The 24,572-nt window shown below is 73.4% G+C and carries 19 protein-coding genes; 8 read left to right on the top strand and 11 right to left on the bottom strand.

All coding sequences use genetic code 11. The features are described 5' to 3' along the window. Position 1 precedes the first annotated feature (1 nt). Complete coding sequence (locus NYF13_RS17475; RefSeq protein ID WP_315658120.1) at positions 2-469, top strand: hypothetical protein; 468 nt, start codon at positions 2-4, stop codon at positions 467-469. Between the two features lie 3 nt (positions 470-472). Here NYF13_RS17475 and NYF13_RS17470 read toward each other — a convergent pair whose 3' ends face one another. Next, on the bottom strand, positions 473-1,303 hold the full coding sequence (locus NYF13_RS17470) for a tRNA (adenine-N1)-methyltransferase (RefSeq protein WP_315658118.1): 831 nt from the start codon (positions 1,301-1,303) through the stop codon (positions 473-475). Positions 1,304-1,376: 73 nt separating this feature from the next. Next, positions 1,377-2,534 (bottom strand): M50 family metallopeptidase, encoded by a 1,158-nt coding sequence (locus tag NYF13_RS17465; RefSeq protein WP_315658117.1) that lies wholly within the window; start codon positions 2,532-2,534, stop codon positions 1,377-1,379. 613 nt (positions 2,535-3,147) lie between these two features. Between NYF13_RS17465 and NYF13_RS17460 the strand changes: the two genes are divergently transcribed. The 3 genes from NYF13_RS17460 to NYF13_RS17450 are packed head-to-tail and all read left to right on the top strand — an operon-like array spanning position 3,148 to position 5,830. Beyond that, positions 3,148-4,041, top strand: a complete 894-nt coding sequence (locus NYF13_RS17460; protein WP_315658115.1) for a RecB family exonuclease — start codon at positions 3,148-3,150, stop codon at positions 4,039-4,041. After that, the gene (locus NYF13_RS17455) at positions 4,041-4,859 is read left to right on the top strand and encodes a thioesterase family protein (RefSeq protein WP_315658114.1); all 819 of its coding nucleotides are present in this window, start codon (positions 4,041-4,043) and stop codon (positions 4,857-4,859) included. Before NYF13_RS17460 ends, NYF13_RS17455 begins: the two co-directional genes overlap by 1 nt. 35 nt (positions 4,860-4,894) lie before the next feature. Then, a complete protein-coding gene (locus NYF13_RS17450; protein ID WP_315658113.1) occupies positions 4,895-5,830 on the top strand; it encodes a ParA family protein in 936 nt (311 codons plus the stop codon). Between the two features lie 322 nt (positions 5,831-6,152). Here NYF13_RS17450 and hisG read toward each other — a convergent pair whose 3' ends face one another. The 3 genes from hisG to NYF13_RS17430 form a co-directional block, all read right to left on the bottom strand. After that, positions 6,153-6,998: an ATP phosphoribosyltransferase gene (hisG, locus tag NYF13_RS17440; RefSeq protein WP_315658111.1), complete on the bottom strand. Its 846-nt coding sequence runs from the start codon at positions 6,996-6,998 to the stop codon at positions 6,153-6,155. Positions 6,999-7,033: 35 nt separating this feature from the next. Continuing rightward, positions 7,034-7,297 carry a phosphoribosyl-ATP diphosphatase gene (locus NYF13_RS17435; protein WP_091614552.1) on the bottom strand — a complete coding sequence of 88 codons (264 nt, stop codon included), beginning with the start codon at positions 7,295-7,297 and terminating at the stop codon, positions 7,034-7,036. 66 nt (positions 7,298-7,363) lie between these two features. Further along, positions 7,364-8,050, bottom strand: a complete 687-nt coding sequence (locus NYF13_RS17430; RefSeq protein WP_315658108.1) for an HAD family phosphatase — start codon at positions 8,048-8,050, stop codon at positions 7,364-7,366. Between the two features lie 158 nt (positions 8,051-8,208). Here NYF13_RS17430 and NYF13_RS17425 point away from each other — a divergent pair, with 158 nt between their 5' ends. Then, positions 8,209-9,123, top strand: coding sequence for a PAC2 family protein (locus NYF13_RS17425; RefSeq protein ID WP_315658106.1), 915 nt, complete (start codon positions 8,209-8,211; stop codon positions 9,121-9,123). A gap of 173 nt (positions 9,124-9,296) precedes the next feature. On the opposite strand, the gene NYF13_RS17420 is transcribed toward NYF13_RS17425, so the two are convergent. Genes NYF13_RS17420 through NYF13_RS17410 form a run of 3 tightly spaced genes read right to left on the bottom strand, consistent with a single transcriptional unit; the run spans position 9,297 to position 11,949 of the window. Continuing rightward, positions 9,297-10,127: a metallophosphoesterase gene (locus NYF13_RS17420; protein ID WP_315658105.1), complete on the bottom strand. Its 831-nt coding sequence runs from the start codon at positions 10,125-10,127 to the stop codon at positions 9,297-9,299. Beyond that, entirely contained in the window at positions 10,091-11,365 is a 1,275-nt protein-coding gene (locus NYF13_RS17415) for an MFS transporter (RefSeq protein ID WP_315658103.1), read from the bottom strand. Before NYF13_RS17415 ends, NYF13_RS17420 begins: the two co-directional genes overlap by 37 nt. Further along, positions 11,362-11,949 carry a helix-turn-helix domain-containing protein gene (locus tag NYF13_RS17410; RefSeq protein ID WP_315658101.1) on the bottom strand — a complete coding sequence of 196 codons (588 nt, stop codon included), beginning with the start codon at positions 11,947-11,949 and terminating at the stop codon, positions 11,362-11,364. Before NYF13_RS17410 ends, NYF13_RS17415 begins: the two co-directional genes overlap by 4 nt. Positions 11,950-12,096: 147 nt before the next feature. Here NYF13_RS17410 and NYF13_RS17405 point away from each other — a divergent pair, with 147 nt between their 5' ends. Next, positions 12,097-12,585 (top strand): MarR family transcriptional regulator, encoded by a 489-nt coding sequence (locus NYF13_RS17405; RefSeq protein WP_315660347.1) that lies wholly within the window; start codon positions 12,097-12,099, stop codon positions 12,583-12,585. 150 nt (positions 12,586-12,735) lie between these two features. Continuing rightward, entirely contained in the window at positions 12,736-14,361 is a 1,626-nt protein-coding gene (locus tag NYF13_RS17400) for an ABC-F family ATP-binding cassette domain-containing protein (RefSeq protein ID WP_315658099.1), read from the top strand. Between the two features lie 30 nt (positions 14,362-14,391). On the opposite strand, the gene NYF13_RS17395 is transcribed toward NYF13_RS17400, so the two are convergent. Then, positions 14,392-17,430 carry a DEAD/DEAH box helicase gene (locus tag NYF13_RS17395; protein WP_315660346.1) on the bottom strand — a complete coding sequence of 1,013 codons (3,039 nt, stop codon included), beginning with the start codon at positions 17,428-17,430 and terminating at the stop codon, positions 14,392-14,394. 303 nt (positions 17,431-17,733) lie between these two features. Beyond that, positions 17,734-18,972 (bottom strand): cysteine--1-D-myo-inosityl 2-amino-2-deoxy-alpha-D-glucopyranoside ligase, encoded by a 1,239-nt coding sequence (mshC, locus tag NYF13_RS17390; RefSeq protein ID WP_315658098.1) that lies wholly within the window; start codon positions 18,970-18,972, stop codon positions 17,734-17,736. Positions 18,973-19,167: 195 nt separating this feature from the next. Between mshC and NYF13_RS17385 the strand changes: the two genes are divergently transcribed. Then, entirely contained in the window at positions 19,168-22,449 is a 3,282-nt protein-coding gene (locus NYF13_RS17385; RefSeq protein WP_315658096.1) for a beta-galactosidase, read from the top strand. A 45-nt stretch (positions 22,450-22,494) separates the two neighbouring features. Here the strand turns inward: NYF13_RS17385 and NYF13_RS17380 are convergent, their stop codons facing one another. Continuing rightward, the gene (locus NYF13_RS17380) at positions 22,495-24,459 is read right to left on the bottom strand and encodes a VWA domain-containing protein (RefSeq protein WP_315658095.1); all 1,965 of its coding nucleotides are present in this window, start codon (positions 24,457-24,459) and stop codon (positions 22,495-22,497) included. Between the last annotated feature and the right edge of the window lie 113 nt (positions 24,460-24,572).

Below are 24,572 nucleotides of genomic sequence, written 5' to 3'. Positions count from 1 at the left end.
GGTGAGCGGGCGGCTCACCGCCGGGCTCGCCCTGCTCGGCGCCCTCGTGGCCGGCGTGGTGATCGGGCTGCTCCTGATCGCCCCCGCCGGTCCGGACGACGCTGCCGCGCCCCCGGCCTCGCAGCCTTCGCCGGTCCCCCGCTCCACGGTGTCCGCTGCGGTCACCCCGGCGCCGGACGCCGACACCGCCGCGGTCACCGTGCTCGCGCACGCCATCGCCGACGCGATCGAACGGCGCGACGCCACCGAGTTCGGCACCCTGACCTGCGCCGCGCAGACCGCGGACGCGCTTTCCGCCCTGCAGAAGCGGTGGGACGCGGCCGGTCCGATGACCGTCACGCTGCCCGGGGCGCCGGTCGTCGACGGTGATTCGGCCAGCGTGCAGATCCACGTCCAGAGCGGCGGGGGCCACAAGGACACCCCGTTCCCGATGCGCCGGGAGCACGACCGCTGGTGCGTGCCGGGCTGAAGCTCAGCCCTTGCCCTTGCTGGGCCGCCGCGAGACGCGCGGGGACACCGTGCCGTCCGCCAGCCGCCGCGCGGTGAGCAGGAACGCGGTGTGCGCGACCATCCGGTGGTCCGGCCGCACCGCGAGCCCGACCACGTGCCAGGGCCGCACCAGCGACTCCCACGATTCGGGCTCGGTCCAGCACTGCTGCTCCCGCAACGACTCCGTCACCCGTGAGAGCTGGGTGACGGTGGCCACGTAGACGGTCAGCACGCCGCCCGGCACCAGGTGCGCGGCGACGTTCGGCAGCTGGTCCCAGGGCGCCAGCATGTCCAGCACCACCCGGTCCACCTGGCCGGAGTGGGTGGCGAGGTCGGCGACGGTGAGCGTCCAGTTGCCCGGCTTCTCGCCGAAGAACTTGACCACGTTGCGCTCGGCGTGCTCGGCGTGGTCGTCGCGGATCTCGTACGAGGACACCCGTCCGGCCGGGCCGACCGCGCGCAGCAGCGAACAGGTCAGCGCGCCGGACCCGGCACCGGCCTCCAGCACCCGCGCGCCCGGGAAGATGTCGCCGAACATCACGATCTGCGCGGCGTCCTTCGGGTAGATCACCTGGGCGCCGCGCGGCATGGACAACACGTAGTCCGGCAGCAGCGGGCGCAGCGCGAGATAGGTGCTGCCGCCCGCGGAGGTGACCACGGAGCCCTCGGGCCGCCCGATCAGGTCGTCGTGCACGAGCGCGCCGCGATGGGTGTGGTACTCCCCGCCTTCGGCGAGGGTCAGGGTGTAGTGGCGGCCCTTCGAGTCCGTCAACTGAACCCGGTCGCCCGCACTGAACGGTCCGCTGACCGACAACTTCGTCCTCCACCCTCACCCGGAACGCTGGTCCCCGATCTTCCCAGGTCGCCCGCGCGGGCCGTGGCGGGGGTCAGTACCCGCGCCGCCCGCGCGCGAGCGCGGCCCGCAGGTCCTCCCGGCGCAGCACCCCGGCCGGGCGGCCTTCGTCGTCGACCACCAGGAACTGCCAAGCCGGGGTCTCGCGGACCCGCTCGGCGATCTCCGCCCCCGGCTCCGAAGCCAGCAGCACGGTTTCCGCGCGGATCGGCTCGGCCGCCAGCTCCGCCGGGGCGTGCGGGCTGGTGGCGGCGAGCTGTTCGGCCGCCTGCTCGTGGAGCAGCCCCGCGGCGACGCCGTCGGCCCGCACGAGCACCACGCCGCGGCCGGCGGACGCGGCGAGCGCGTCGGACACCGGGCTCTCCGCGGGCAGTTGCAGCACCGGCCGCACCAGCTCGGTCACCTCCAGCCCGTCGGGCCAGCCGCGCCGGGCCTCCGCGGCCAGCTCGGCGCGGGCACCGAGGATCACGAACCAGGCCGTGACCACGCAGACCCCGAGGCGCAGCCAGCGGTCCGGGCTCCCGGTCGCCAGCCCCCACAGCGCCCACACGATCAGCGCGGTGGCGACCAGCGCGCCGCCGGCCACCGCGGCGCGGGTGCCCTTGGCCCGCCGCCCGGTCGCCGCCCAGACGCCGGCCCGCACCAGGCGGCCCCCGTCCAGCGGCAGCCCCGGGAGCAGGTTGAACAGGCCGACCGCGAAGTTCGCCACGGCGCACTCGGCGACCAGCAGCCAGACCGCGCCGTCCGGCGGCACCGCGAGCAGCAGCAGCGCGCAGAACCCGCCGAGCAGCAGCGAGACGGCCGGCCCGGCCGCGGCGACCAGCCCCTCCTGCCCCGGTCTGCGCGGGGTTCGCGCCACTTCGGACAGTCCGCCGAGCAGGAACAGCCGCAGCCGCCGCACCGGGATGCCCAGCCGCAGCGCGACCAGGCAGTGCCCGAGCTCGTGGGCGAGCACCGACAGCCCGAGCAGCACCGCGAACGCGGCCGCCAGCAGCCAGGAGGCCAGCGTCGAGGCCTCCGGCAGCAAGCGCCCGACCAGCGGCGCGTACAGCACGACCACGATCGCCGAGCCGATCCACCACGACGGCGCGAGCAGCACCGGCACCCCGCCGACCCGGAACAGCAGCAGCCCGCCGTCACCGGCCGAGGACCGACGCGACGGCCCGGCACCCTGCTGACTGGTCGCGGCCATGCGGGCCAGAGTAAAGGCCCCGGTGTGGGGAGCGGGTGACCCGCCCCGCCCGGACGGGTGGTGTCGGTCTTCACCGGGCGGGCCGGGGTGCGGGTTCTCCGGTCCGGTGAGCCGGGTGGTGGCCCCGGCGTTGCCGATCGCAGCGGTCACGGCGGGTCCCGCCGCTCGCCGCGGTGGCGGTGATCGTGGTGGTCGTCGTTGCGGTGGCGGTGGTGGCGGCAGTCGTAATTGCGGTGGTCGTCGTTGCGGTGGCGGCGGTCGTGGTTGTGGTGGTCGTCGTTGCGGTGGCGGCGGTCGTGGTTGTGGTGGTCGTCGTTGCGGTGGCGGCGGTCGTGGTTGTGGTGGTCGTCGTTGCGGTGGCGGCGGTCGTGGTTGTGGTGGTCGTCGTTGCGGTGGCGGCGGTCGTGGTTGTGGTGGTCGTCGTTGCGGTGGCGGCGGCGGTCGTGGTTGTGGCGGCGGTCGTAGTAGTGGCGGTGGCGGCTCGCCGGTCGCGGCCTCTTCCCGGCTCCCCCCGCCCGGTTTCCCCGCCCGTTCCCCGCAGGTCGCGGTGGAACGGCCGTGTCCCGCGAGTCGCGCGGGCGGGATTGTCGGTGCCCGGCGTTACGCTCTGGCCATGCCCGACACCGCTACGGTCACCACTCCCCCCGAGGCCGGTGGCGCGCGCGTCCGCAGGCGGCCCGCGCTTTCGCCGTCCCGAGCGAGCGACTTCAAGCAGTGCCCGCTGCTCTACCGGTTCCGCGCCGTCGACCGGCTGCCGGAGGTGCCCACCCGGGCCCAGTTGCGCGGCACGCTCGTCCACGCCGTGCTGGAGCGGCTCTTCGCCCTGCCTGCGGCCGAGCGCCTCGCCCCACGGGCGAAGGAGCTGATCGAGCCGACCTGGAGCGAGCTGTCCGCCGGCAGTCCGGAGTGGACGGACCTGTTCGCGGGCGAGGATCCCGAGGAGACCGGAAAATGGCTCCAGTCCGCGGAAAAGCTGCTCGACTCGTACTTCGGCCTGGAGGACCCGCGCCGGCTGGAGCCGGAGGCGTGCGAGCTGCACGTGGAGATCGAGCTGGGTTCCGGGGTGCTGCTGCGGGGCTACATCGACCGCGTCGACGTCGCGCCCACCGGCGAGATCCGGGTGGTGGACTACAAGACCGGGGCCGCGCCGCGCGAGATCGGCGAGGCCAAGGCGCTGTTCCAGATGAAGTTCTACGCCGTGGTGCTCTGGCGGCTGCGCGGGGTGGTGCCGCGCCAGCTCAAGCTGATGTACCTGACCGACGGCCAGTCGCTGGCCTACACCCCGGACGAAGCCGAGCTCGTCCGCTTCGAGCGGACCCTCGAGGCGATCTGGCAGGCCATCCTCAAGGCGGGCCGGACCGGTGACTTCCGGCCCAACCCGGGCCGGCTGTGCTCGTGGTGCGACCACCAGGCGCACTGCCCCGAATTCGGCGGCACGCCCCCGGAGTACCCGGGCTGGCCGGAGCCGGACGCGGGCGAGGAGACGCCACTGGACCGGGCCGACTGATGGCCGACGCCTTCTACGCCCCGCTCGGCGAGGACCGCTTCGCCGCCACCGAGCACACCAGCGGCCCGTGGGCCCCGGGTTTCCAGCACTTCGGCCCGCCCTCGGCGCTGCTGGTCCGCGGCCTGGAGCGCCTCGAAGCGCCGCACCCCTCACTGCTGGCACGGGTGACGGTGGAGATCCTCGGCCCGGCGCCGGTCGCGGAGCTCGACCAGCGCTCGTGGGTCGAGCGGCCGGGCCGTTCGGTCGAGCTGCTCCAGTCCGAGCTGGCCGCCGGGGGCCGGGTCGTCGCCCGGGCGTCGGCGTGGCGGATCGCGACCACCGACACGGCGTCGGTGGCCACCGACGCCGGCCCGCTGCTGCCCTCGGCCGAGTCGGGCACCCCGGCCGCGTTCCCGGACGACTGGTCCGGGGGGTACCTGCAGGCCGTGGAGTGGCGCGCGGTGCGCGGCGGGATCTCCACGCCCGGTCCCGCCGCGATCTGGGGCCGGCAGCGGATCCCGCTGGTCGACGGCGAGGAGCCGAGCGGACTGCAACGGCTGTTCGCGATCGCCGACTCCGGCAACGGGGTCTCGCACTTCCTGCCGGCCGCCGGCTGGTGGTTCATCAACTCGGAGCTGACCGTCCACCTGCGCCGCGAGCCCGCGGGCGCGTGGATCGGGCTCGACGCGGTCACGCTGCTCGGTACGCACGGGATCGGCACCGCCACGAGCACCCTGCACGACGGCGCCGGTCCGGTCGGCACCGGGGCGCAGGCGCTGATGGTCCGGCCGCGACAGGCCGGGGCCGATGACCGCGCGGACCCGCCCCGGATCCAATAGCCTTCGCGCAACGACCGACAAGGGAGCGCTCCGGCATGCAGATCACCTCGGTGGTCAACCAGAAGGGTGGGGTCGGCAAGACCTCGTTGAGCGTCGGCACGGCCGCGGCACTGGCCGAGCGCGGCCGGCGCGTGCTGCTGATCGACCTCGACCCGCAGGGGCACGCGACCACGGAGATGCTCGGGCTGGACGAGGTCGCCGCCGGCGCGCCCAGCCTGGCCAAGGCGCTGACCAAGCTGTGGAAGGGCTCGATCGAGGAGCTGGCCGTCCCGCACCCGCGCAGCAACATCGGCCGGGGCGGGGCGTTCGACGTCGTGCCGACCTCGCCGGGGATGTTCGACCTGATCCGCCGGCTCGATCAGTTCCGGGTGCCCGGCTGGCAGCTGGCCCGGGTGATCCAGTTCGCCCACTACGACCACGTGGTGATCGACTGCCCGCCGGCGCTCGACGTGCTGACCAACAACGCGCTGGCCGCCTCGCACGGCATCCTGGTGCCGGTGCAGCCGGACAAGACCAGCATCCGCGCGATCCGGCTGCTGGCCGACCAGGTGCGCTACGTGGAGCAGACCACCGGCCGCTCGCCCCTGGCCTGGTACGGCATCGTGCCCGGCCTGTACCGGCGGCCCATCTCGCACTACGCGGCCGCGGCGCTGCAGGACATGTACCACTTCGGCGTGCCGATGCTCTCGCACGTCCCGCTCGGCGTGGTGATGAACGAGGCGGCGGCGAACGGCGTCCCGGTCACCACGTACGCGCCGGAGACCCTGCAGGCGCTGTCCTTCCGCGAGATCGCCGACACCCTCGACGGCTACCTGGTCCAGAACCCCGGCCCCACCGAGGTCCCGGCCGACGACGAGTTCGTCTTCGAGGACTTCATCTCCGAGGTCGCGGTGGCCCGCAACGTCAACGACAACGGGGCGCGCAAGAAGCTCTACGACCTGATGCCCAAGCGCCCGCACCGGCCTCGCTGAACCGGCTTCGCAAGTCCCACGGAAAAAATCCGCGTCCAGCGTCGGATCGGGACCGCCGCGTTCGTAGCAGGAGTGAGGGGCGGCGATAGACGGGTCGCAGTTCGCGCTGACCGCTGTCGACCGGCTCGAAGACCGAACGGCGGGCTACCACGCTTTCCGCGCCGATCTGCTGCGCCGCCTGGGCCGGAGCCGGGTTTCGCGCGCCGTGTACGAGCGGGCCATCGGGGCTGGCGAGCAACCCCGCCAGAGCGGTCCCACCGCCGCGACCAGCTCGGATGACGCCGTCCCCGGGTGGAGAGCACCCGGGAACGGCGCCCCGGGTTCAGAGGCGGCAGGACCGGATGTCCGAGGCCAGGATGGCCTTCGCGCCGATCTCCGCCAGCTCGTCCATCACCCGGTTGACCGCCTTGCGCGAGACCATGGCCCGCACCGCCACCCAGTCGTCGTCCGCGAGCGGGGCGACGGTGGGTGACTCGAGGCCGGGGGTGATGGCGATGGCCTGCTCCAGGATGGAGCGCGGGCAGTCGTAGTCCAGCATCAGGTACTGCTGCGCGAACACGACCCCGCGCAGCCGGGCGGCCACCTGCGACTTCGCCTTCGACGGCCCGCTGCCCGCCCGCTCCAGCAGGACCGCCTCGGACACGCAGATCGGGTCGCCGAAGGCCACCAGGTTGTTCTGGCGCAGCGAACGGCCGGACTCGACCACGTCCGCGATCGCGTCGGCGACGCCGAGCTGGATCGAGATCTCCACCGCGCCGTCGAGGCGGATGACCTCGGCTTCCACGCCGTGGCGCCGGAGGTCCTCGCGGACCAGCCGCGGGTACGAGGTGGCCAGGCGCTTGCCGTGCAGGTCGGCCGGCTTCCACTCCTGTCCGGCCGGACCGGCGTAGCGGAAGGTCGAGCCGCCGAAGCCCAGCGCGAGCACCTCGGTCACCGGAGCGCCCGAATCCAGGGCGAGGTCCCGGCCGGTGATACCGAGGTCCAGGTCGCCGGAGCCGACGTAGATGGCGATGTCCTTGGGCCGCAGGAAGAAGAACTCGACCTCGTTGACCGTGTCCAGCACGGTCAGGTCGCGCTGCTCGTGCCGCCGGCGGTACCCCGCCTCGCCGAGCATCTCCGTCGCCGTGGCGGCGAGGGCTCCCTTGTTCGGCACGGCCACACGCAGCATTTCGCTCTCTCCTCGGTCTCGGGTGCGCGAGCGCGTCACAGGTAGCGGTAGACGTCCTCGGCCGAGATCCCCCGGCCGAGCATCAGCACCTGGACCCGGTACAGCAGTTGCGAGATCTCCTCGGCCAGGCGGTCGTCGGACTCGTGCTCGGCGGCGATCCACACCTCGCCCGCCTCTTCGAGCACCTTCTTGCCCTGGGCGTGCACCCCGGCGTCCAAGGCCAGGACGGTGCCGGAGCCGTCGGGTCGGGTACGCGCGCGCTCGGCCAGCTCCGCGAACAGCTCATCGAAGGTCTTCACGGTCTGCAGATCCTTCCACCCCGCGCCCGCGTCCGCCGCCCCGGGTGACCCCGCGCGACGCCCAGGTCACAGCCGGGCGCGCACCCCGGCCAGGGTGCCGGCGTCCACGCCCACGAGCGAGCCCCGGAACACCCGCCGCGGCCCGGCCGGCACGTCCACGTCGTTGGGCACCACGAGCACGGCGCAGCCCGCCGACTCGGCCGATTCCGCGCCCGGCGGCGAGTCCTCCACCGCGACGCAGGACGCGGGCGGCACGCCCAGCAGCTCGGCCGCCTTCAGGTACGGGCGCGGGTGCGGCTTGTTCAGCCCGTCCACCTCGTCGCCGCACACGGTGACGGTGAACAGCTCGCGGCCGAGGGTGTTCAGCGCCAGCTCGGTCAGCGCCCGCTCGGTGGAGGTGACCAGCGCGGACGGCAGTCCGGCGGCCTTGACCGCGGCCAGCGCCTCGCGCGCGCCCGGGCGCCACGGCAGCTCGTCGTCGAACAGGTTCGCGGTGCGCCGGCGGATCCACTCGCCGGTCTCGGCCACCGCTTCGGGCGTGGGCTCGTGGCCGGTCGCTTCGAGCAGCACGACCGAGGTCGCGTCCATGTTGGACCCGACCAGAGTCAGCCGGACCTCTTCGCTCAGCCGGCCGCCGAGGCGCTCGGCGGTCTCGTAGAGGGCGACGTCCCAGAGCTTCTCGGAATCGACGAGGGTGCCGTCCATGTCCCACAGCACGGCCGCCAATCCGTCCGAAGAGGACGGTGCAGTCACGGTTGTCTCCTTAGTCGTCTCGGGCACCACGCCGGGTGAGAACCCGCCCGGAAAGTGTGGTCTTCGCGCCCGCCCGGCCGCCGCGGGCGGGCCGGCGATCACGGGCTGCGGTCGGACATGCTGCACAGGGTACGGGCGGAGGGTCGTAGGCTGGCCGGGTGAGTGAGCCCGTCGACGAGACCCAGCGACCCCCCGAGCCGGATCGCACCCGCCCGGAACCGAACCGCCCGCTGATGGTGGTGGCCTTCGAAGGCTGGAACGACGCTGGTGACGCGGCCAGCCAGGCGGTCGAGCACCTGCAGCTCACCTGGGACGCCACGCCGCTGGCCGAGGTGGAGCCGGACGACTACTACGACTTCCAGGTGAGCAGGCCCACAGTGGGCATGGTGGACGGGGTCACCCGCCGGGTGGACTGGCCGACCACGCGGCTGTCGGTGTGCCGGCCCGAGGGCCTCGACCACGACGTGGTGCTGGTGCAGGGCCCGGAGCCCAACATGCGCTGGCGCGCGTTCTGCGCGGAGCTGCTGGAGCACATCATGCAGCTCGACGTGGCCACCGTGGTCACGCTCGGTGCCCTGCTGGCCGACACCGCGCACACGCGTCCGGTCCCGGTCACCGGCACGGCCTACGACAAGGACACGGCCAGCCAGTTCCGGCTGGAGCTGAACAACTACCAGGGCCCGACCGGCATCGTGGGCGTGCTGCAGGACTACTGCGTGCAGGCCGGCATCCCCGCGGTGTCGATCTGGGCCGCGGTGCCGCACTACGTCTCGCACCCGCCGTCCCCGAAGGCCACCCTGGCGCTGCTGCACAAGCTGGAGGACGTCCTGGACGTCGAGATCCCGCTGGGCGCGCTGCCGGAGCAGTCCGAGGAGTGGGAGCGCACGGTCACCGAGATGGCCGAGGAGGACGAGGAGATCGCCGAGTACGTCCGCGGCCTCGAAGAACGGGGGGACGCCGAGACCGACGTCACCATGGAGGAGGTCTCCGGCGACAAGATCGCCGCGGAGTTCGAGCGGTACCTGCGCCGGCGGCGGCCGGGCCAGGAGGGCGGCGGCTTCGGGCGGCGCTGAGCGAAACTCGGTGAAGGGGCTTCCCACGGTGGTGGGGAGCCCCTTTTCCTGTGCCCGGGACCAGCCCACCGGCCCCGGCGGACGCGGACCGGCCGCGCATCGGTCAACTCGCCGCCCGGCGCGGGCAGAACGGTCCGCGACAGGAGTTCCCCGGTCACGCGTCGGCCCGGTCGTCAGGCCGTGAGGAGCTTCCGGATCGGCACCGCGCCACGGGCCCGGCGGCTCCACTCGCGCGGGTAGCCGAGGGAGACCTCCTCGAACCGCACGCCGTCGGCCGAGGTGGTGCGCGGGATGTGCAGGTGGCCGTAAACGGCTAGCTCCGCGCGGTAGCGCAGGTGCCAGTCCTCGGTTTCCGTGGTGCCGCACCAGAGCGCGAACTCCGGGTAGTACAGCGGTTCGGTCGGGTGGCGGTGCAGCGGCCAGTGCGACATCAGGATGGTCCCGTGCCCGTCCGGCACGGCGTCCAGCCGCTCGGTGCTGAGCTTCAGCCGCTGCGCGCACCAGGCCTGCCGGCTCGGGTACGGGTCCGGGTGCAGGAAGTACTCGTCGGTGCAGACCACCCCGGCCTCGCGGGCCTGCGCCAAGGCGACCTCCCGCGACCGGCCCTCGGCCGCCGGGGTGCGCCAGCTGTAGTCGTAGAGCACGAACAGCGGCGCGATGGTCAGCGGCCGCGGGCCGGCCTCCCACACCGGGAACTCGTCCTCGGGGGTGAGCACGTCGATCGAGCGGCACAGCTCGACCAGGTGCTCGTACCGGGCCTGGCCGCGCAGCTGGACCTCGTCCTTCGGCGTGGTCCACAGCTCGTGGTTGCCCGGCACCCAGACGACCTTCGCGAACCGCTCCCGCAGCGTGGCGAGCGTGTCGCGGATCACCGAGGCGCGCTCGGCGACGTCGCCGACGACCAGCAGCCAGTCTTCCGGCGCGTCGGGCACGACCCGGTCGAGGAGCGGCGCGTTGCCCTCGTGGGTCACATGGAGGTCACTGGTGGCGAAGAGAGACGGCACCCCTCCACCGTAACCACTTCCGGCCCGCCGGACCGCCGCCACCGCCCCTTACCCGCCCCCAGCAGCACCAGCCCGGCCAGCACGTAGATCCCGGCCTGGACGTCGAGCAGCACCGCGGGCCCGGTCACGGTGACCAAGGCGCCCGCGAGCAGCGCCCCGGCCGCCCCGCCCGCGGCCAGCACCGCGAACACCGTGCTCAGCACCCGCCCGGCCCGCTCCGGCGCGGCCCCGCCCTGCAGGTGGGAGAGCAACCCGGCGCCGGTCACCACCGCCGGGGCGCCGACCACCATGAACAGCCCGACGTAGAGGCCCAGCGCCGTGGTGGCGAAGGCCAGGTTCCAGACCAGCGCGGACAGCACCCCGGTGGCCAGCGAGCCCCACGCGAGCAGCTTCACCGGCGCGACCCGGCGGGCGATCGTGGCCACCGCGAACCCCGCGCCCAGCCCGCCGATGGCCTGCACCCCGCGCAGCAGCCCGGCGTCGGCCTCGTTGCCGTCCAGCACTTCGAGCACGAACACCACGAACAGCACCAGGAACATGCCCTGGGCGATCGCGATGAGCACCGTCGCGACGCCGGTCCCGCGCAGCCTCCGGTCCCCGGTCAGCTCACGCAGGCCCGTCAGCCACGCCGAGAACACCGGTTCCTTCTCCGGCGCCACGGCGGCCACCGGCCCCACTCCCCGGAACGGGCGCGCCAGCAGCACCGCGGCGATCGCGAGCGCCCCGAGGTAGCCGAGCACGACGCCGTGGAGCCCGCCCCAGCCGACCAGCACCCCACCGGCCCAGCCCCCCGCGAGCCGGGCGACGCTGCCGTTCACGCTCATCAGCCCGATCGCCCCGGTCATCTCCCCCGGGCCGACCAGCTCCTGCACCAGGGCGTTGCGCGCCGGTTCGAACACCGACGCGAGGCCGGCCTGCCCGGTCATCACGGCGTAGACCAGCGCGACCGGAACCCCGACGCCGGCCAGCAGCGGCAGCACCACCACGGCCTGGCCCGCGCTCACCGCGACCAGCACCACCCGGCGGTTCCACCGGTCGGCCACCACCCCCGCGACCGGGCTGAGCAGCACGGCCGGCAGCAGTCCGAGCGCGACGCTCAGCCCGGTCGCCACGGCCGAACCGGTGCTGGCGAACAGGAACAGCGGCACCGCGACCTGCAGGATCCACTCGGCCGTCTCACCGAAGAAGGCGGCCACCCACAGCCGCACGAAAGCGGGGATCGCCAGCAGCTTCCTCATGCGCTCGGCTTCCCGTCGTGCTCCAGCCGCAGGAACGCGCGCACCCCCAGGTGCACCGGGAGCGCGTCGGCGGGGGTGTCCGCCCGGATCGGGCCGGCGTACGGGCGGACCAGTGCATCGATGGCGTTGACCAGGCGGTCCAGCTCCGCGGGCGTGACGCGCAGCGTGTAGTTGGTCATCCCGCCGGCGTCGCGCCACTCGGGCTCGATGTGGTCGAAGGAGTCCAGGTACCGCTGGGTCAGCTCCTGCTCCTGGTTGAGCTGGGTGCCGGTGACGGCGAGCTGGGCCCCGGTCAGCACCGGGTCGTCCCCGAACTCGCCGAAGTCCAGGCCGACCTGGCGGGCCCGCCACGGCCGCTCGCGGCCGTCCCCGCTCTCGGACCGCTCGACCAGCCCGTGCTGCGCGAGCTGGCGCAGGTGCCAGCTGCAGTTGGACGCCGTCGAGCCGACCGCGTCCGCGCACTCACTCGCGGTCCGCGGGCCGATGGCGGTGAGGTACTGCAGCAGCGCCATGCGCAGCGGGTGCGCCAGCGCGCGGAGCAGCTCGGCGTCGTCGACGCGCTTGCGCGGGGGCAGTTCGGCCACAATTCGCTCCCCTATCTGAAAGGATAGTTTCGAAAGAGTTCCTTCAGACTTGCAGCCGCCGATCCGGCTGTCAATCGGCTTCGCTACGCTTGCCGGCAGTTACTGCGCGAAGCAGCAACTGTGCTCACCAGCTCCGAGGACGGCCCGTTGACCCACCAGCGAGAACTCGCCACCACCGCCGCGCTGGCCCTGCCCGGGTTCGTCAGCTCCACCGTGCGCTTCCACACCGCGGTGGCCGAACGGCTCGGCGTCACCCCGGCCGAGCTGCACTGCCTCCAGCTCGTGCACAGCGGGGCCACCGACTCCCCCACCGAGCTGGCCCGGATGCTCGGGATGGCCACCGGCGCGTTCACCCGGATGCTCGACCGGATGGAGCGCGCCCGGCTGGTCGAGCGGGCCACCGACACCGCCGACCGGCGACGGCTGCGCGTGCGCCCGCTGCCCGACCGGATGACCGAGCTGACCGGTCTCTACGCCCCGCTCGCGCAGCGGCTCGGCCTGCGGATGGGCTCGTTCGACCGGCGTCAGCTGAGCGCGCTGGTGGCGTTCCTGACCGAGGGCGCGGCGGCCGCCGACCAGGAAGCCGCCGCCCTGCTGGCCGGCGAGGGAGAACCGGTGCGCGAAAAAACCGGTTGACCGGACCGGTGGCCGCCGCGTTAGGCTGCCGCCACTGTGAACAGCTGAGCCGAGCCCTTCCCCGCATCGAGGCCGCCCCGGTCGAGCACCGCTCCCGGCGCCACCAGTCCCGTCGGGGAACCCTCCACGCCCCAGGCCCGGTGATCGCTCATGGCTCTTTTCCTGCAGGCCCAGGACATCGTCTTCGGCTACGGCGCCCGCACCGTCCTCGACGGAGTCTCGCTCACGGCCTCGCCCGGCCAGCGGCTCGGCCTCGTCGGCGAGAACGGCTCGGGCAAGTCCACGCTGATGCGCCTGCTCGCCGGCTTCGAGGTCCCGCGTTCGGGTGAGGTCGTCCGCGGTGAAGACCTCGGGTTCCTGCTCCAGGAGCTGCCGTTCCCGGGCACCGCCACCTTCGCCGACGTCATCGACGACGCCCTGGCCGAGATCCGCGCGGCCGCCGCCCGGCTGGAACGGCTCACCGCCGCGATGGCCGATCGGCCGGACGACCCGGAGTTGCTCGAGGAGTACGGCCGGGTGCTGGAATGGGCCCAGTCCCACGAACTCTGGGACGCCGACCGGCGAGCCGGGCTGGTCACCGGCGGCCTCGGCCTCGGTGGCTTCGACCCGGCCCGGCGGCTGGCCACGCTCTCCGGCGGCGAGCGCTCGCGGCTCGGGCTGGCCGCGCTGCTGATCCGGCGGCCGGCCACGATGCTGCTCGACGAGCCGACCAACCACCTCGACGACGCCGGGATGGAGTTCCTCGAACGCCACCTGGCCGAGCTGACCGGGGTGGTCGTGCTGTCCTCGCACGACCGCGTGTTCCTCGACGCGGTCTGCACCGCCATCGTCGACCTCGACCCGGCTCCGGCCGACCGGCTCACCGGCGGCGCGACCCGCTACGGCGGCGCGTACACCGACTACCTGAAGCAGAAACGCGCGGAACGCGCGCGCTGGGAGCAGCGCTACACCGAAGAGCAGGAGGAGCTGAAGGAACTGCGCGAGTCGGTGGCGGTGACGGCGCGGCGGGTCGCGCACAACCGGCCGCAGCCGGACAACGCGAAGACGCTCTACGACCGCAAGGGCGGGAGAGTCGAGAAGCAGGTCTCGCGGCGCGTCCGCAACGCGCGGCTGCGATTGGCCGAGCTGAGCCGAGACCAGGTGCGGAAACCACCCGCTCCCCTGCGTTTCCAGGCCGCGCTCACCACACGCGCCCCCGGCGACGGCCCCGCGATCTCGGTGCGCGGGATCGAGGTGCCGGGCCGGCTGAGCCTGCCGCGCCTGGACGTCACCGCCACGGCTCGGCTGCTCGTCACCGGTGGCAACGGGGCGGGCAAGTCCACCCTGCTGTCGGTGCTGGCGGGCCGGCTCGCCCCCTCGGCCGGGTCCGTCCACTTCGGACCCGGGGTGCGGGTCGGGCGGCTGGAGCAGGACGTGGAGTTCGCCGATCCGCACCGCAGCGCGCACGAGGTCTACTTCGCCGCGCTGGGCGAATCGGCGCCGCCGATGTCCGGGCTGGGCCTGCTCGGCCCGCGCGAGCTGGGCCGCCCGGTGGGCGAGCTGTCGGTCGGGCAGCGGCGGCGGGTCGCGCTCGCCGTGCTGCTGGCCGACCCGCCGGACGTGCTGCTGCTGGACGAGCCGACGAACCACATTTCGCTGACCTTGGCCGAGGAGATGTTCGCCGCGCTCGCCACGGCGCCGGGGGCGGTCGTCGTGGCGTCCCATGATCGGTGGCTGCGCCGGGACTGGCAGGGCGACCGGCTGGAACTTGAAACCGGCCAGCGAGGAGCCGTATAGGGCGTTATACAGAAACCGTGGACGGCCGCCTCATTCTTCGATGGCGTCTTCCCCCAGCGTGAGCACCCTTCGCAGGGCGTCGGTGGACAGTTCGGTGAGATGGCTATCGCCCTCGTCGACGACCATTCCCGCGAGCGCGCGCTTGCGGGTGATCAAGGTGTCGATGCGGTCCTCGATCGTGCCCGGGCAGACGAACTTCCGCACCTGCACGGTGCGCCCCTGCCCGATCCGGAACGCCCGGTCGGTGGCCTGGTCCTCCACCGCCGGGTTCCACCAGCGGTCCAGGTGCAGCACGTGGCCGGCCGCGGTCAGCGTGAGCCCGGAGCCCCCGGCCTTGAGCGAGAGCATCAGGATCCCCGGCCCGGCCCCGGACTGGAAGCGCTCCACGATCTCGTCCCGCGCCCGCGGGGCCAGGCCGCCGTGCAGGAAGGCGACCTCGGCGCCGAGCCGCTCCGACAGGTGGGGCACGAGCAGGTGGCCGAATTCGGTGTACTGCGTGAAGCACAGCACCCGGTCGCCCGAGGCCAGGATTTCGGCCAGGACCTCTTCCAGGCGGGTGACCTTGCCGGAGCGGTGCCCGATCGGTGAGTCGTCGTGCAGCAGGTGCGCCGGGTGGTTGCAGACCTGCTTGAGCTTCGTGATCGCGGCGAGGACGTTCCCGCGGCGCTTGATGCCTTGGCTGTTCTCGATCTTCTTCATCATCTCGTCGACGATCGTGCGGTACAGCGTGCCCTGTTCGCGGGTGAGCCGGTACTCCTGCCTGATCTCCAGCTTCGCCGGCAGCTCGGGCACGATCACGGGGTCCGTCTTCACCCGGCGCAGCAGGTACGGCTGGGTGAGCCGGCGCAGTTCGGCGGCCACGGCGGGGTCGCCCCGGCGCTCGATCGGAGCCGCGAACCGCTGCCGGAACCCGTACCGGGAGCCGAACCGGCCGGGGTTGAGCAGGTCCAGCACCGACCACAGGTCGGCCAGCCGGTTCTCCACCGGGGTGCCGGTCAGCGCGAGCCGGTGCCCGGCGGCGAACCGCCGCACCGCCTTGGCCGTGGCGGTGTCCGCGTTCTTGATGGCGTGCGCTTCGTCGAGCACGAGGCGTCGCCACGTGAACGCCGCGAGTTCGTCGGCGTCGCGAGCGGCGGTGGCGTAGGTCGTGACGACGAGGTCGGCCGCGGCGACCCGGCCGGCGAGCTCGTCGCCGCGCGCGCGGGCGCTGCCGTGGTGGACGTGGACCCGCAGCGCCGGGGCGAACTTCGCCGCCTCGCGCTGCCACATGCCGACCAGCGACATCGGGCACAGCACCAGGGTCGGGCCGCGCTCGGGGCCCGCCCGCTCGACCGCTTCGAGGGCCAGGGTCTGGACCGTCTTGCCCAGGCCCATGTCGTCGGCCAGGCACGCGCCGAGGCCCAGCGCCGCCATGAAGACCAGCCAGTCGACGCCCCGCTGCTGGTAGGGGCGCAGCGTGGCCCGGAACGACGGGGGCAGTTCGACCGGCCGGAGGGTCTGCTGGACCCGCTCGGCCAGGACGTCCCCGACCCAGCCGTCGGCGTGCACGCCGGTGACCGGCAGCGGTGCCGCCCGCGCCGAGTGGACCAGCTCCAGCAGTTCGGACGCGGTGAGGCCCGGGGTGGTCCGGTGCCGGTCGCGGCGCAGGAAGGCGAGACCGGCGCGGAGCCGGTCGGCGTCGACGCTGATCCACCTCCCCCGCAGCCGCACCAGCTGGGACTTCGCGGCGATGAGCCGGGCCAGTTCCTCTTCGCCGATCTCCGCGTCGCCGACCGAGACCGACCAGCGGAAGGTGGCCAGCTCGTCGCGGCCCACCCGGCTGCGGGCGACGACCTGCTCCGAGGGTGTGCTGTGCACCGACAGGCGCAGCCCGAGCCGACGGCGCCCGTCCCAGGTGGCCGGCAGTTGCGCTTCGAACCCGGCTTCGATCAGCCGGTTCGCGCCCGAGGTGAGGAAGCTTTCGGCCTCCTCGACGGTCAGGTCGTGCTCGGACGGCTGGGTCCGGCGCAGGGCGGGCGCCAGCATCGGCTCCACCAGCGCGGCCCGGCCCAGCTCGGCGGTGAAGAGCCCCTTCGGGTCGCGGACCAGACCGTGGGCCGCACCCGACCAGATCTGCCCGGCCGAAAGCAGCAGGCTCGGGTCGGCCGTGGCCCGCAGGAGGAACTGCAGCTGCCACTTGGTGCCGTCACCGGTCTGGTCGTCGGGGTCGTCCGGGTCACCGTGGTCACCGTGGTCGCCGGCGGCCGGCCGGCGCAGCGTGGCGACCTCGGCCAGCCGGAAACACGCCCGGCCGTCGGCGACGTCGGTATCGGCGACCTCGTCCCACTTCGCGACGGCCTCGGCCAGCACATCCAGCTCTTCCAGCGGCAGCTCGACGCGGGCGGCGCCGCCCGGCAACGCGGCCAGCCACACCCCGGCCGCGCCCGGGCGCCCGCGCAGCTCGACCGGCGGCTCCGCCCGGGCCAGCCGGTCCCGGACCGCGGTGTCGACCAGGGTGCGCAGGGCGTCGGCGGCCAGCGCGCGCGGCGATCCCCCGATACCGGGCGCCACTTGCTCGGCCCGGCCGACCGGCGGCATGGCCCCGGCCAGCGCGTCGAACGCGACGAAGTCCACCCCCTGCAGCACCGGGCGCCAGCGGGCCTGCGCCGCGTCACCCCGGCGGACCAGCGTCGGCAGGACCCGCCCGCGCCGCACCAGATCCACGGCCAGGCGGGCCACCGCCCGCAGATGGGTGACCGAAGCGCCGTAGGAGGCCGAGTCGTCGAGGTCGTCCAGCTCGCTCGCGTCCACGATCAACGCCGGCACCGACCACGCCCGCAGCGACAGCGCCGCGCCCCGCCGCTTGGCCGCGGTCTCGGAGGAGGCGAGCGGACGGCTCGCCCGCGAAGGCAGCAGCAACGTCGCCGAGGTGGGCTTGCCCGGGTGCAGGGCGGTCAGCTCGGCGCTGGACACCGCGAACGGGTGCGGGAGCGCGATCCGCGCCGAACGGCTCGCCGAGCCGGACGGGCCCCGCTCGCGCTCCGCCCACAGCAGCAGCCCCCGGCCCGGAGACCACAGCGCGTGCACCATGGGCAAGGTCTGCGGCTCCTTCGTCCGGTCCGGGTCTTTCCAGATCGTCGCACGGCGCGATCACCCGGGACGTCCGGCCGGAGTCCCCGGCCCGCTCACCCCGGCGGCCACCGGGATCACCGAGAGTCCTGACTCTTCCTCGGGCGGCGAACCACCCCTGCCCGCCGAAGGAGGGGACCTCTCGTGCGCGACGGCTGCCCGGTCAGTCCGCTCGACCCGATCGGCCTCGGCTTCTCCCCGAGCCGTCCAGGGGCGCCCGAGGGAGGGTGCCGGTGGCCGATGACCCCTCGGCACCCGGGTGGCTCAGAGCCGGATCCCCAGCAGCGCGTCCACCGCGTCGCGGACCAAGCCCGGCGCCTCGGGGTCCGTGCCCTCGCGGCGGAGGGCCGAAGTGGCCCACGCGTCCACCGCGGCCAGGGCCTTCGGGGTGTCCAGGTCGTCCGAGAGGTGGTCGCGCAGGCGGGCGGCGACCCCGGTGGCGTCCGGGCCCACCGGGCGGTCCACGGCCTCGCGCCAGCGGGCGAGCCGGTCCTGGGCCTCGGTCAGCAGGGCGCCGGTCCAAGGGCGGTTCTCGCGGTAGTGGCCGGCGAACAGGGCCAGGCGGATCGCGCCGGGGTCGACACCGTCGGCCCGCAGACGGGAGACGAAGACCAGGTTGCCGCGGGACTTCGACATCTTCTCGCCGTCGAGGCCGATCATCCCGGCGTGCACGTAGTGCCGGGCGAACGGGTGCTCCCCGGCCACCGCCTCGGCGTGCGCCGCGCTGTACTCGTGGTGCGGGAAGATCAGGTCGGAGCCGCCGCCCTGCAGGTCGAAGCCGAGGCCGAGGCGGTTCACCGCGATCGCGCTGCACTCGATGTGCCAGCCCGGCCGGCCGGCGCCCAGCTCCGAGTCCCAGGAGGGCTCGCCCTCGCGCGCCACCCGCCACAGCAGCGCGTCGAGCGGGTCGCGCTTGCCGCGGCGGTCCGGGTCGCCGCCCCGCTCGGCGAACAGCTTGCCCATCGTCTCGGCGTCGTAACCGGACTCGTAGCCGAAGCGGCCGGTGGCGTTGCGGTCGAAGTAGACGTCCGGGAACTCCGGGTCGTCGGCGCGGTAGGCGCTGCCGTCGGCCAGCAGCTTCGCGATCACCTCGACGATCTCCGGGATGCTCTCGACCGCGCCCACGAACTGGCGCGGCGGCAGCACCCGCAGCGCCGTCATGTCCTCGCGGAACAGCGCCGTCTCGCGCATCCCGAGTACCACCCAGTCGTCGGAATCGCGCTCGGCGCGCTCCAGCAGCGGCTCGTCGATGTCGGTGACGTTCTGCACGTAGTGCACCTCGTGGCCGTTGTCCCGCCACACCCGGTTGACCAGGTCGAACGCCAGGTAGGTGGCCGCGTGGCCGAGGTGCGTGGCGTCGTAGGGGGTGATGCCGCAGACGTACATCCGGGCAGTCGCGCCGGGAGCGGTCGGGCGCACCTGCCCGGTCGCCGTGTCGTGGAGCCGCAGGGGGCGTGGGGTGCCCGGGAGCCGGGGCACGTCTACGGATGACCAAGTCTGCATACCCCCGACTCTAAGCGTGACACCCGTTCGCTTTCCCACCCGGTGGGAGCGAGCTTCGCCACCCTCCCCCACCGAAGACGTGATCCATCCCGGTGTCGCATCTTGACGTCTTCTGTTGGAGTTCCCTAGCTTCGGTGTTCGATTCTGCGCGAACCCGGGCATTCTGGTTCGCCGCCGATCCAGGAGGACCCGCCCATGCGCACCGTCCGGATGCTGCTCGCCGCCCTGCTCTCGGTGGTCCTCCCGCTCTCGGGCGTGGCCGCCGCGCACCCGGCCGCCGCCGCGCCGCCGCCGAAACCGGGCCACACCGTCAGCTACGACGGTTACTCGTTCCTGGTCGACGGGCAGCGGACCTACCTGTGGTCCGGGGAGTTCCACTCCTACCGGCTGCCCAGCCCGGACCTGTGGCTCGACATCTTCCAGAAGATGAAGGCGGCCGGCTTCAACTCGACCTCGCTCTACTTCGACTGGGGCTACCACTCGCCGCGCCCGGGCGTCTACGACTTCAGCGGCGTCCGCGACCTCGACCGGCTGCTCGACCTGGCCCAGCAGGCCGGCCTCTACGTGATCGCGCGGCCCGGGCCCTACATCAACGCCGAGGTCGACGGCGGCGGCTTCCCGACCTGGCTGTCCACCACCCCCGGGCACACCCGCAGCGCCGACCCGGTCTACCTGAAGTACTCCGACGAGTGGCAGACGCAGATCGACCGGATCATCGCGCGCCACCAGCTGACCAACGGCACCGGCAGCGTGCTCGCCTACCAGGTCGAGAACGAGTACTACAACGGTGGGGCCGACGGGCGCGCCTACATGAAGCACCTGGAGGACAAGGCCCACGCCGACGGCATCACCGTTCCGCTGGTGGGCAACAACAACGGCACCTTCAACGCGGGTGAGGCCGCGCTCGACGTGGACGCCGCCGACTCCTACCCGCAGGGCTTCGACTGCTCGCACCCGGAGAAGTGGAACGGCGTCCCGGACATCAGCTACGACCACGCGCCCGGGAAACCGCTGATCACCGCCGAGTTCCAGGGCGGCGCGTTCGACCCGTGGGGCGGGCCCGGCTACGCCAAGTGCGCCCAGCTGATCAACGACAAGTTCGCCGACGTGTTCTACAAGCAGAACATCGCGGTCGGCGCCACCGGCCAGAGCTTCTACATGCTCCACGGCGGCACCTCGTGGGGCTGGAGCGCCATCCCGCAGAACTACACCTCCTACGACTACGGCGCGGCGATCACCGAAGGGCGGCAGTTCGACCCGAAGTACGCCGAGGACAAGCTGATCGGCTACTTCACCCAGTCCACCGCCCCGCTGACCAAGACCGAGGTGCTCGGCGCGGCGCCGCTGACCGACGCGTCGCTCACCGACACCGCCCGGATCAACCCGGACACCCACACCCAGTTCCACACCCTGCGCCACACCGACTCGACGTCGAACGACAAGAACACCACGAGCCTTTCGCTCGACCTCGCCGCGCACGCCGGGTACACCTACGACGACCGCGCGCCCGAGCTCGGCTACACCGGCACCTGGTCCCACCCCGGGTCCGAGGTCGACTACACCGGCGGCGACTACCAGCACACCGAGTCGTTCTCCGAGGTCACCGGCGACAGCGTGAGCATCCCGTTCACCGGCACCGGGATCCGCTGGGTCACCTCGAAGGACCCGAGCCACGGGATCGCCGACGTCTACCTCGACGACGCCAAGGTCAGCACGATCGACCTGTACGCCACGAGCAAGCAGAACCAGATCACCGGCTACGAGGCGCGCGGGCTGGCCGCGGGGGCGCACACGCTCAAGATCGTGGTCACCGGCCGGAAGAACCCGAAGGCGACCGGGCCGTTCGTCGTCGTGGACGCGGTCGACCTGCTCGCGGCGAGCAACGACTACTACCCGGTGGTGCCGCAGCAGCCCGGCACCGGCCTGACGCTGGACGGGCGGCAGTCGAAGATCGTCGTCGCCGGGTACGACCTCGGGCAGACGCGGATGCAGTACTCGACCTCGGAGGTCATGACCTCGGCCACCACCGGCGGGCGCGACCTGGCCGTGCTCTACGGCGATCACGGCGGGCCGGGTGAGACCTTGCTGCGGTTCGCCCAGCAGCCGAAGGTCCAGATCCTCGGCGGCTCGGCCACCAGCACCTGGGACGCCGCCCGCGGTGACCTGCGGCTGAACTACACCCACACCGGGCTGACCCGGGTGCTGGTCAGCAGCCCCGGCCGCCGGCCGCTGCTCCTGCTGCTGGCGGACAAGGCCACGGCCGCCACCTTCTGGCGCCAGGACACCGCGGCCGGCCCGGTGCTGGTGCGCGGCACCGACCTGCTGCGCACGGCGACCACCCGGCCCGGGCGCCTCGCCCTGACCGGCGACACCGGCACCGACGGCGCGTTCGAGGTCTTCGGCTCCGGCCTGCTGACCTGGAACGGGCAGCCGGTGGCGACGAGCCCGACCGCCAGCGGCAGCCGGACTGGCACGCTCCCGACGGCGAAGCCGGTGAACCTGCCGGCGCTCACCGGCTGGAAGCACCAGCCGGAGTCGCCGGAGAGCGCGCCGGGCTTCGACGACTCGTCGTGGCCGGTCGCCGACAAGGACCGCAGCAACAGCACCACCACGCCCGGGACCAAGCCGGTGCTCTTCGCCGACGACTACGGCTTCCACACCGGCAACACCTGGTACCGCGGCCGGTTCACCGGCGGTGGCGCGACCACCGGCATCGCCCTCACCAGCCAGAGCGGCGGACCGGCGGGTGCGTTCTCGGTGTGGCTGAACGGGGTCTTCCTGGGCAGCTCGACCACCCAGCAGCACACGTTCCCGTTCCCGGCCGGAGCGGTGAAACCGGGCGAGAACGAGGTCTCCGTGCTCACCGTGAACATGGGGCACGAGGAGGACTACAACGCCGCCAACGGCAACAAGGCCGCGCGCGGGCTCACCTCGGCGCAGCTGACCGGGACGCCGCAGACCCCGGTGACCTGGCGGCTGCAGGGCGTGCGCGGCGGCGAGCAGGGCGCCGACCCGGTCCGCGGCCCGCTCAACAACGGCGGCCTGTACGGCGAGCGGGCCGGCTGGTCGCTGCCCGGGTTCCCCGACGCGGGCTGGCAGCCGGCGACGCTGCCCTCGAAGGACGCCACCCCGGGCGTGTCCTGGTACCGGACCACCGCGAACCTCGACCTGCCGCACGGCCAGGACACCTCACTCGGCCTGACCATCACCGACGACCCGGGCCGGCAGTACCGCGCGCTGCTGTTCGTCAACGGCTGGCAGCTCGGCCAGTACGTCAACTACCTCGGGCCGCAGCACAGCTTCCCGATCCCGAACGGCGTGCTGAACCCGGACGGCCGCAACACGATCGCCGTCGCGGTGTGGAACCTGGACGGCCGCACCGGCGGCCTCGGGAACATCACCTGGACCGATTACGGCACGCACCGCTCGCCGCTGACCGTCCGGCCGAACCCCTCGCCGGGCTACCGCGGCCGGTGACGGGCCGGGCCCGGGACCGGCATCCGGTCCCGGGCCCGGTTCGCGCTACCGCCGCCGCGTGCGCAGGTAGTCGTTGACCACGGCGGCGCCGAGCCCGTCCACGTCCGGCGCCACCACCCGGCCGCCGCAGCGGCGGGCGATCAGGTCCACGAACGCCTCCAGCCGCGGGTCGTCCCCGAGCCGGAACACCGTGACCGAGGCGCCGAGCTTGGCGATCCGATCCACTTCGGACAGTGTCTTGTGGATGGTGCGCGGGTCCGGCGGGTAGTCGAAGACCGCCTCGCCGTCGGGCTCCAGGTGGGCCGTGGGCTCGCCGTCGGTGACCATCAGGACCACCGGCTGGGCGTCCGGGTGACGGCGCAGGTGCCGCCCGGCCAGCAGCAGCGCGTGGTGGGCGTTGGTGCCCTGCTCCCAGGTGCCCTCCAGGCCGATCAGCTCCGGCAGGTCCACCGGCATCGCGTGGCGGCCGAAGGTGATCAGCTGCAGCGCGTCGTTGCGGAACCGGGTGCTGATCAGCTGGTGCAGTGCCAGCGCGGTGCGCTTCATCGGCAGCCAGCGGCCCTCCTGGACCATCGACCACGAGGTGTCCACCAACAGCGCGACCGCCGCGCGCGAGCGGTGCTCGGTCTCCACCACCTCGACGTCCTCGACCTCGAGGGTGACCTCGCGCGAGCCCAGCGAGGTCGAGCGGAGCACGGCGTTGCGCACCGTGCGCGGCACGTCCCAGGGCTGCATGTCCCCGAACCGCCAGGGCCGCCCCGCCCCGGTCGGCTCGCCCGCCGCGCCGGCCGATTCGGTCTCCCGGTCGCCGGTCTTGCCGCGCAGCGCGTTCACGATGTCCGACAGCGCGGTCTCGCCCAGGCGCCGCAGGGCCTTGGGCGAGAGCCGGAGCGCGCCGTCCGCGGCCCGTTCGAACAGGCCCTGACGGCGCAGCTCCCGCTCCAGCTCGGACAGGCGCCGCGCGTCGACGCCGGCATCCGGGCCGAGCTGGCGCTCCAGTGCTTCGAGGTCGATGTCCTCCAGCCGCGCGCCCGGGTAGGACTGGCCGAGCTGCTCGGCCAGTCCGTCCAGCTCGGCCAGGTCGGCCATGGCCTGCGCGCCCTCGCCCAGGCCCAGCGGGTCCTGCCCGCGGAAGCGCTCCGAGGACGTCCAGTCCTCCCCCGGCCGCAACGACTGCAGTTGCGCGTCGAGCGCCGAGAGCTGCTGCGCCAGCCGCGGGTCGCCGAACGCCTGCCGGGACAGCTCGGCCAGCTCGGCCCGTTGCTCGGCCGACATCGAGTTCATCATCCGCTGGGCGGCGGCCGCGCGGGCGGCGAGCACGTCGATCAGCTCTTCGACCGTCCGCGGGTTCTCCGGGAAGAACTCCCCGTGGCGGTTCATGAACCCGGCGAACCGCTCCTCGATGTCGTCGGCGCCCTGGGCGTGCGCGGCCAGCAGGGCGTTGAGGTCGCCGAGCATCCGGTTGATCTGCTCGACGTCTTCAGGCCCGGCGTTCTGCAGCGCCTCCTTCATGCCCTGGAACCGCGAGTCCAGCAGTTCCCGGCCCAGCAGGTCGCGGATCTTCCCGTACTTCTCGCGGCCCTCCGACGAGCGCCAGTCGTATTCGTTCAGCTCCCGCACGGCCGCGGCGGTGCCCGGCGGCAGCGCGTCCAGCTGGGCTTCGCGGAACCGGGCGTCGTCGTCGGGGTCCGGGAACAACTCCCGGCGCTCGGCGGTCAGCGCCTCGCTCAGCAGCTGCTGGACCTCCTGCAGCGTCCCGTCCAGCCGGTGGCGGCGCTGGATCTCCGAACGGCGCTGCCACAGCCGCCGCGACAACTCGTCGAGCCCCGCGGTGCGCTCGGTGCCGCGCCGCAACAGTTCCTCCAGCGCGGACCGCGGCGACGAGCCGGCCATCACCTCACGGCCGATCTCGTCCAGCGCGTCCCGCAGGTCCGCCGGCGGCGCCAGCGGATCCGGGCCGTCGTGCCACGGGCCGTAGGCGTAACCCTCCCCCTCGGGAAACTGTGTCATTGCCGCCTCCGCGGGGAAGAGCACGTCGGCGGGGTCATCGCCGCCTCCGCGGGGAAGAGCACGTCGGCGGGGTCACTGCCGCCTCCGCGAGGAAAGGCACGTCGGCGGGCGCC

This window comes from Amycolatopsis sp. PS_44_ISF1, from assembly GCF_032335455.1.
Lineage (GTDB): Bacteria > Actinomycetota > Actinomycetes > Mycobacteriales > Pseudonocardiaceae > Amycolatopsis.
This window is presented reverse-complemented; position numbering and strand designations above follow the sequence as displayed.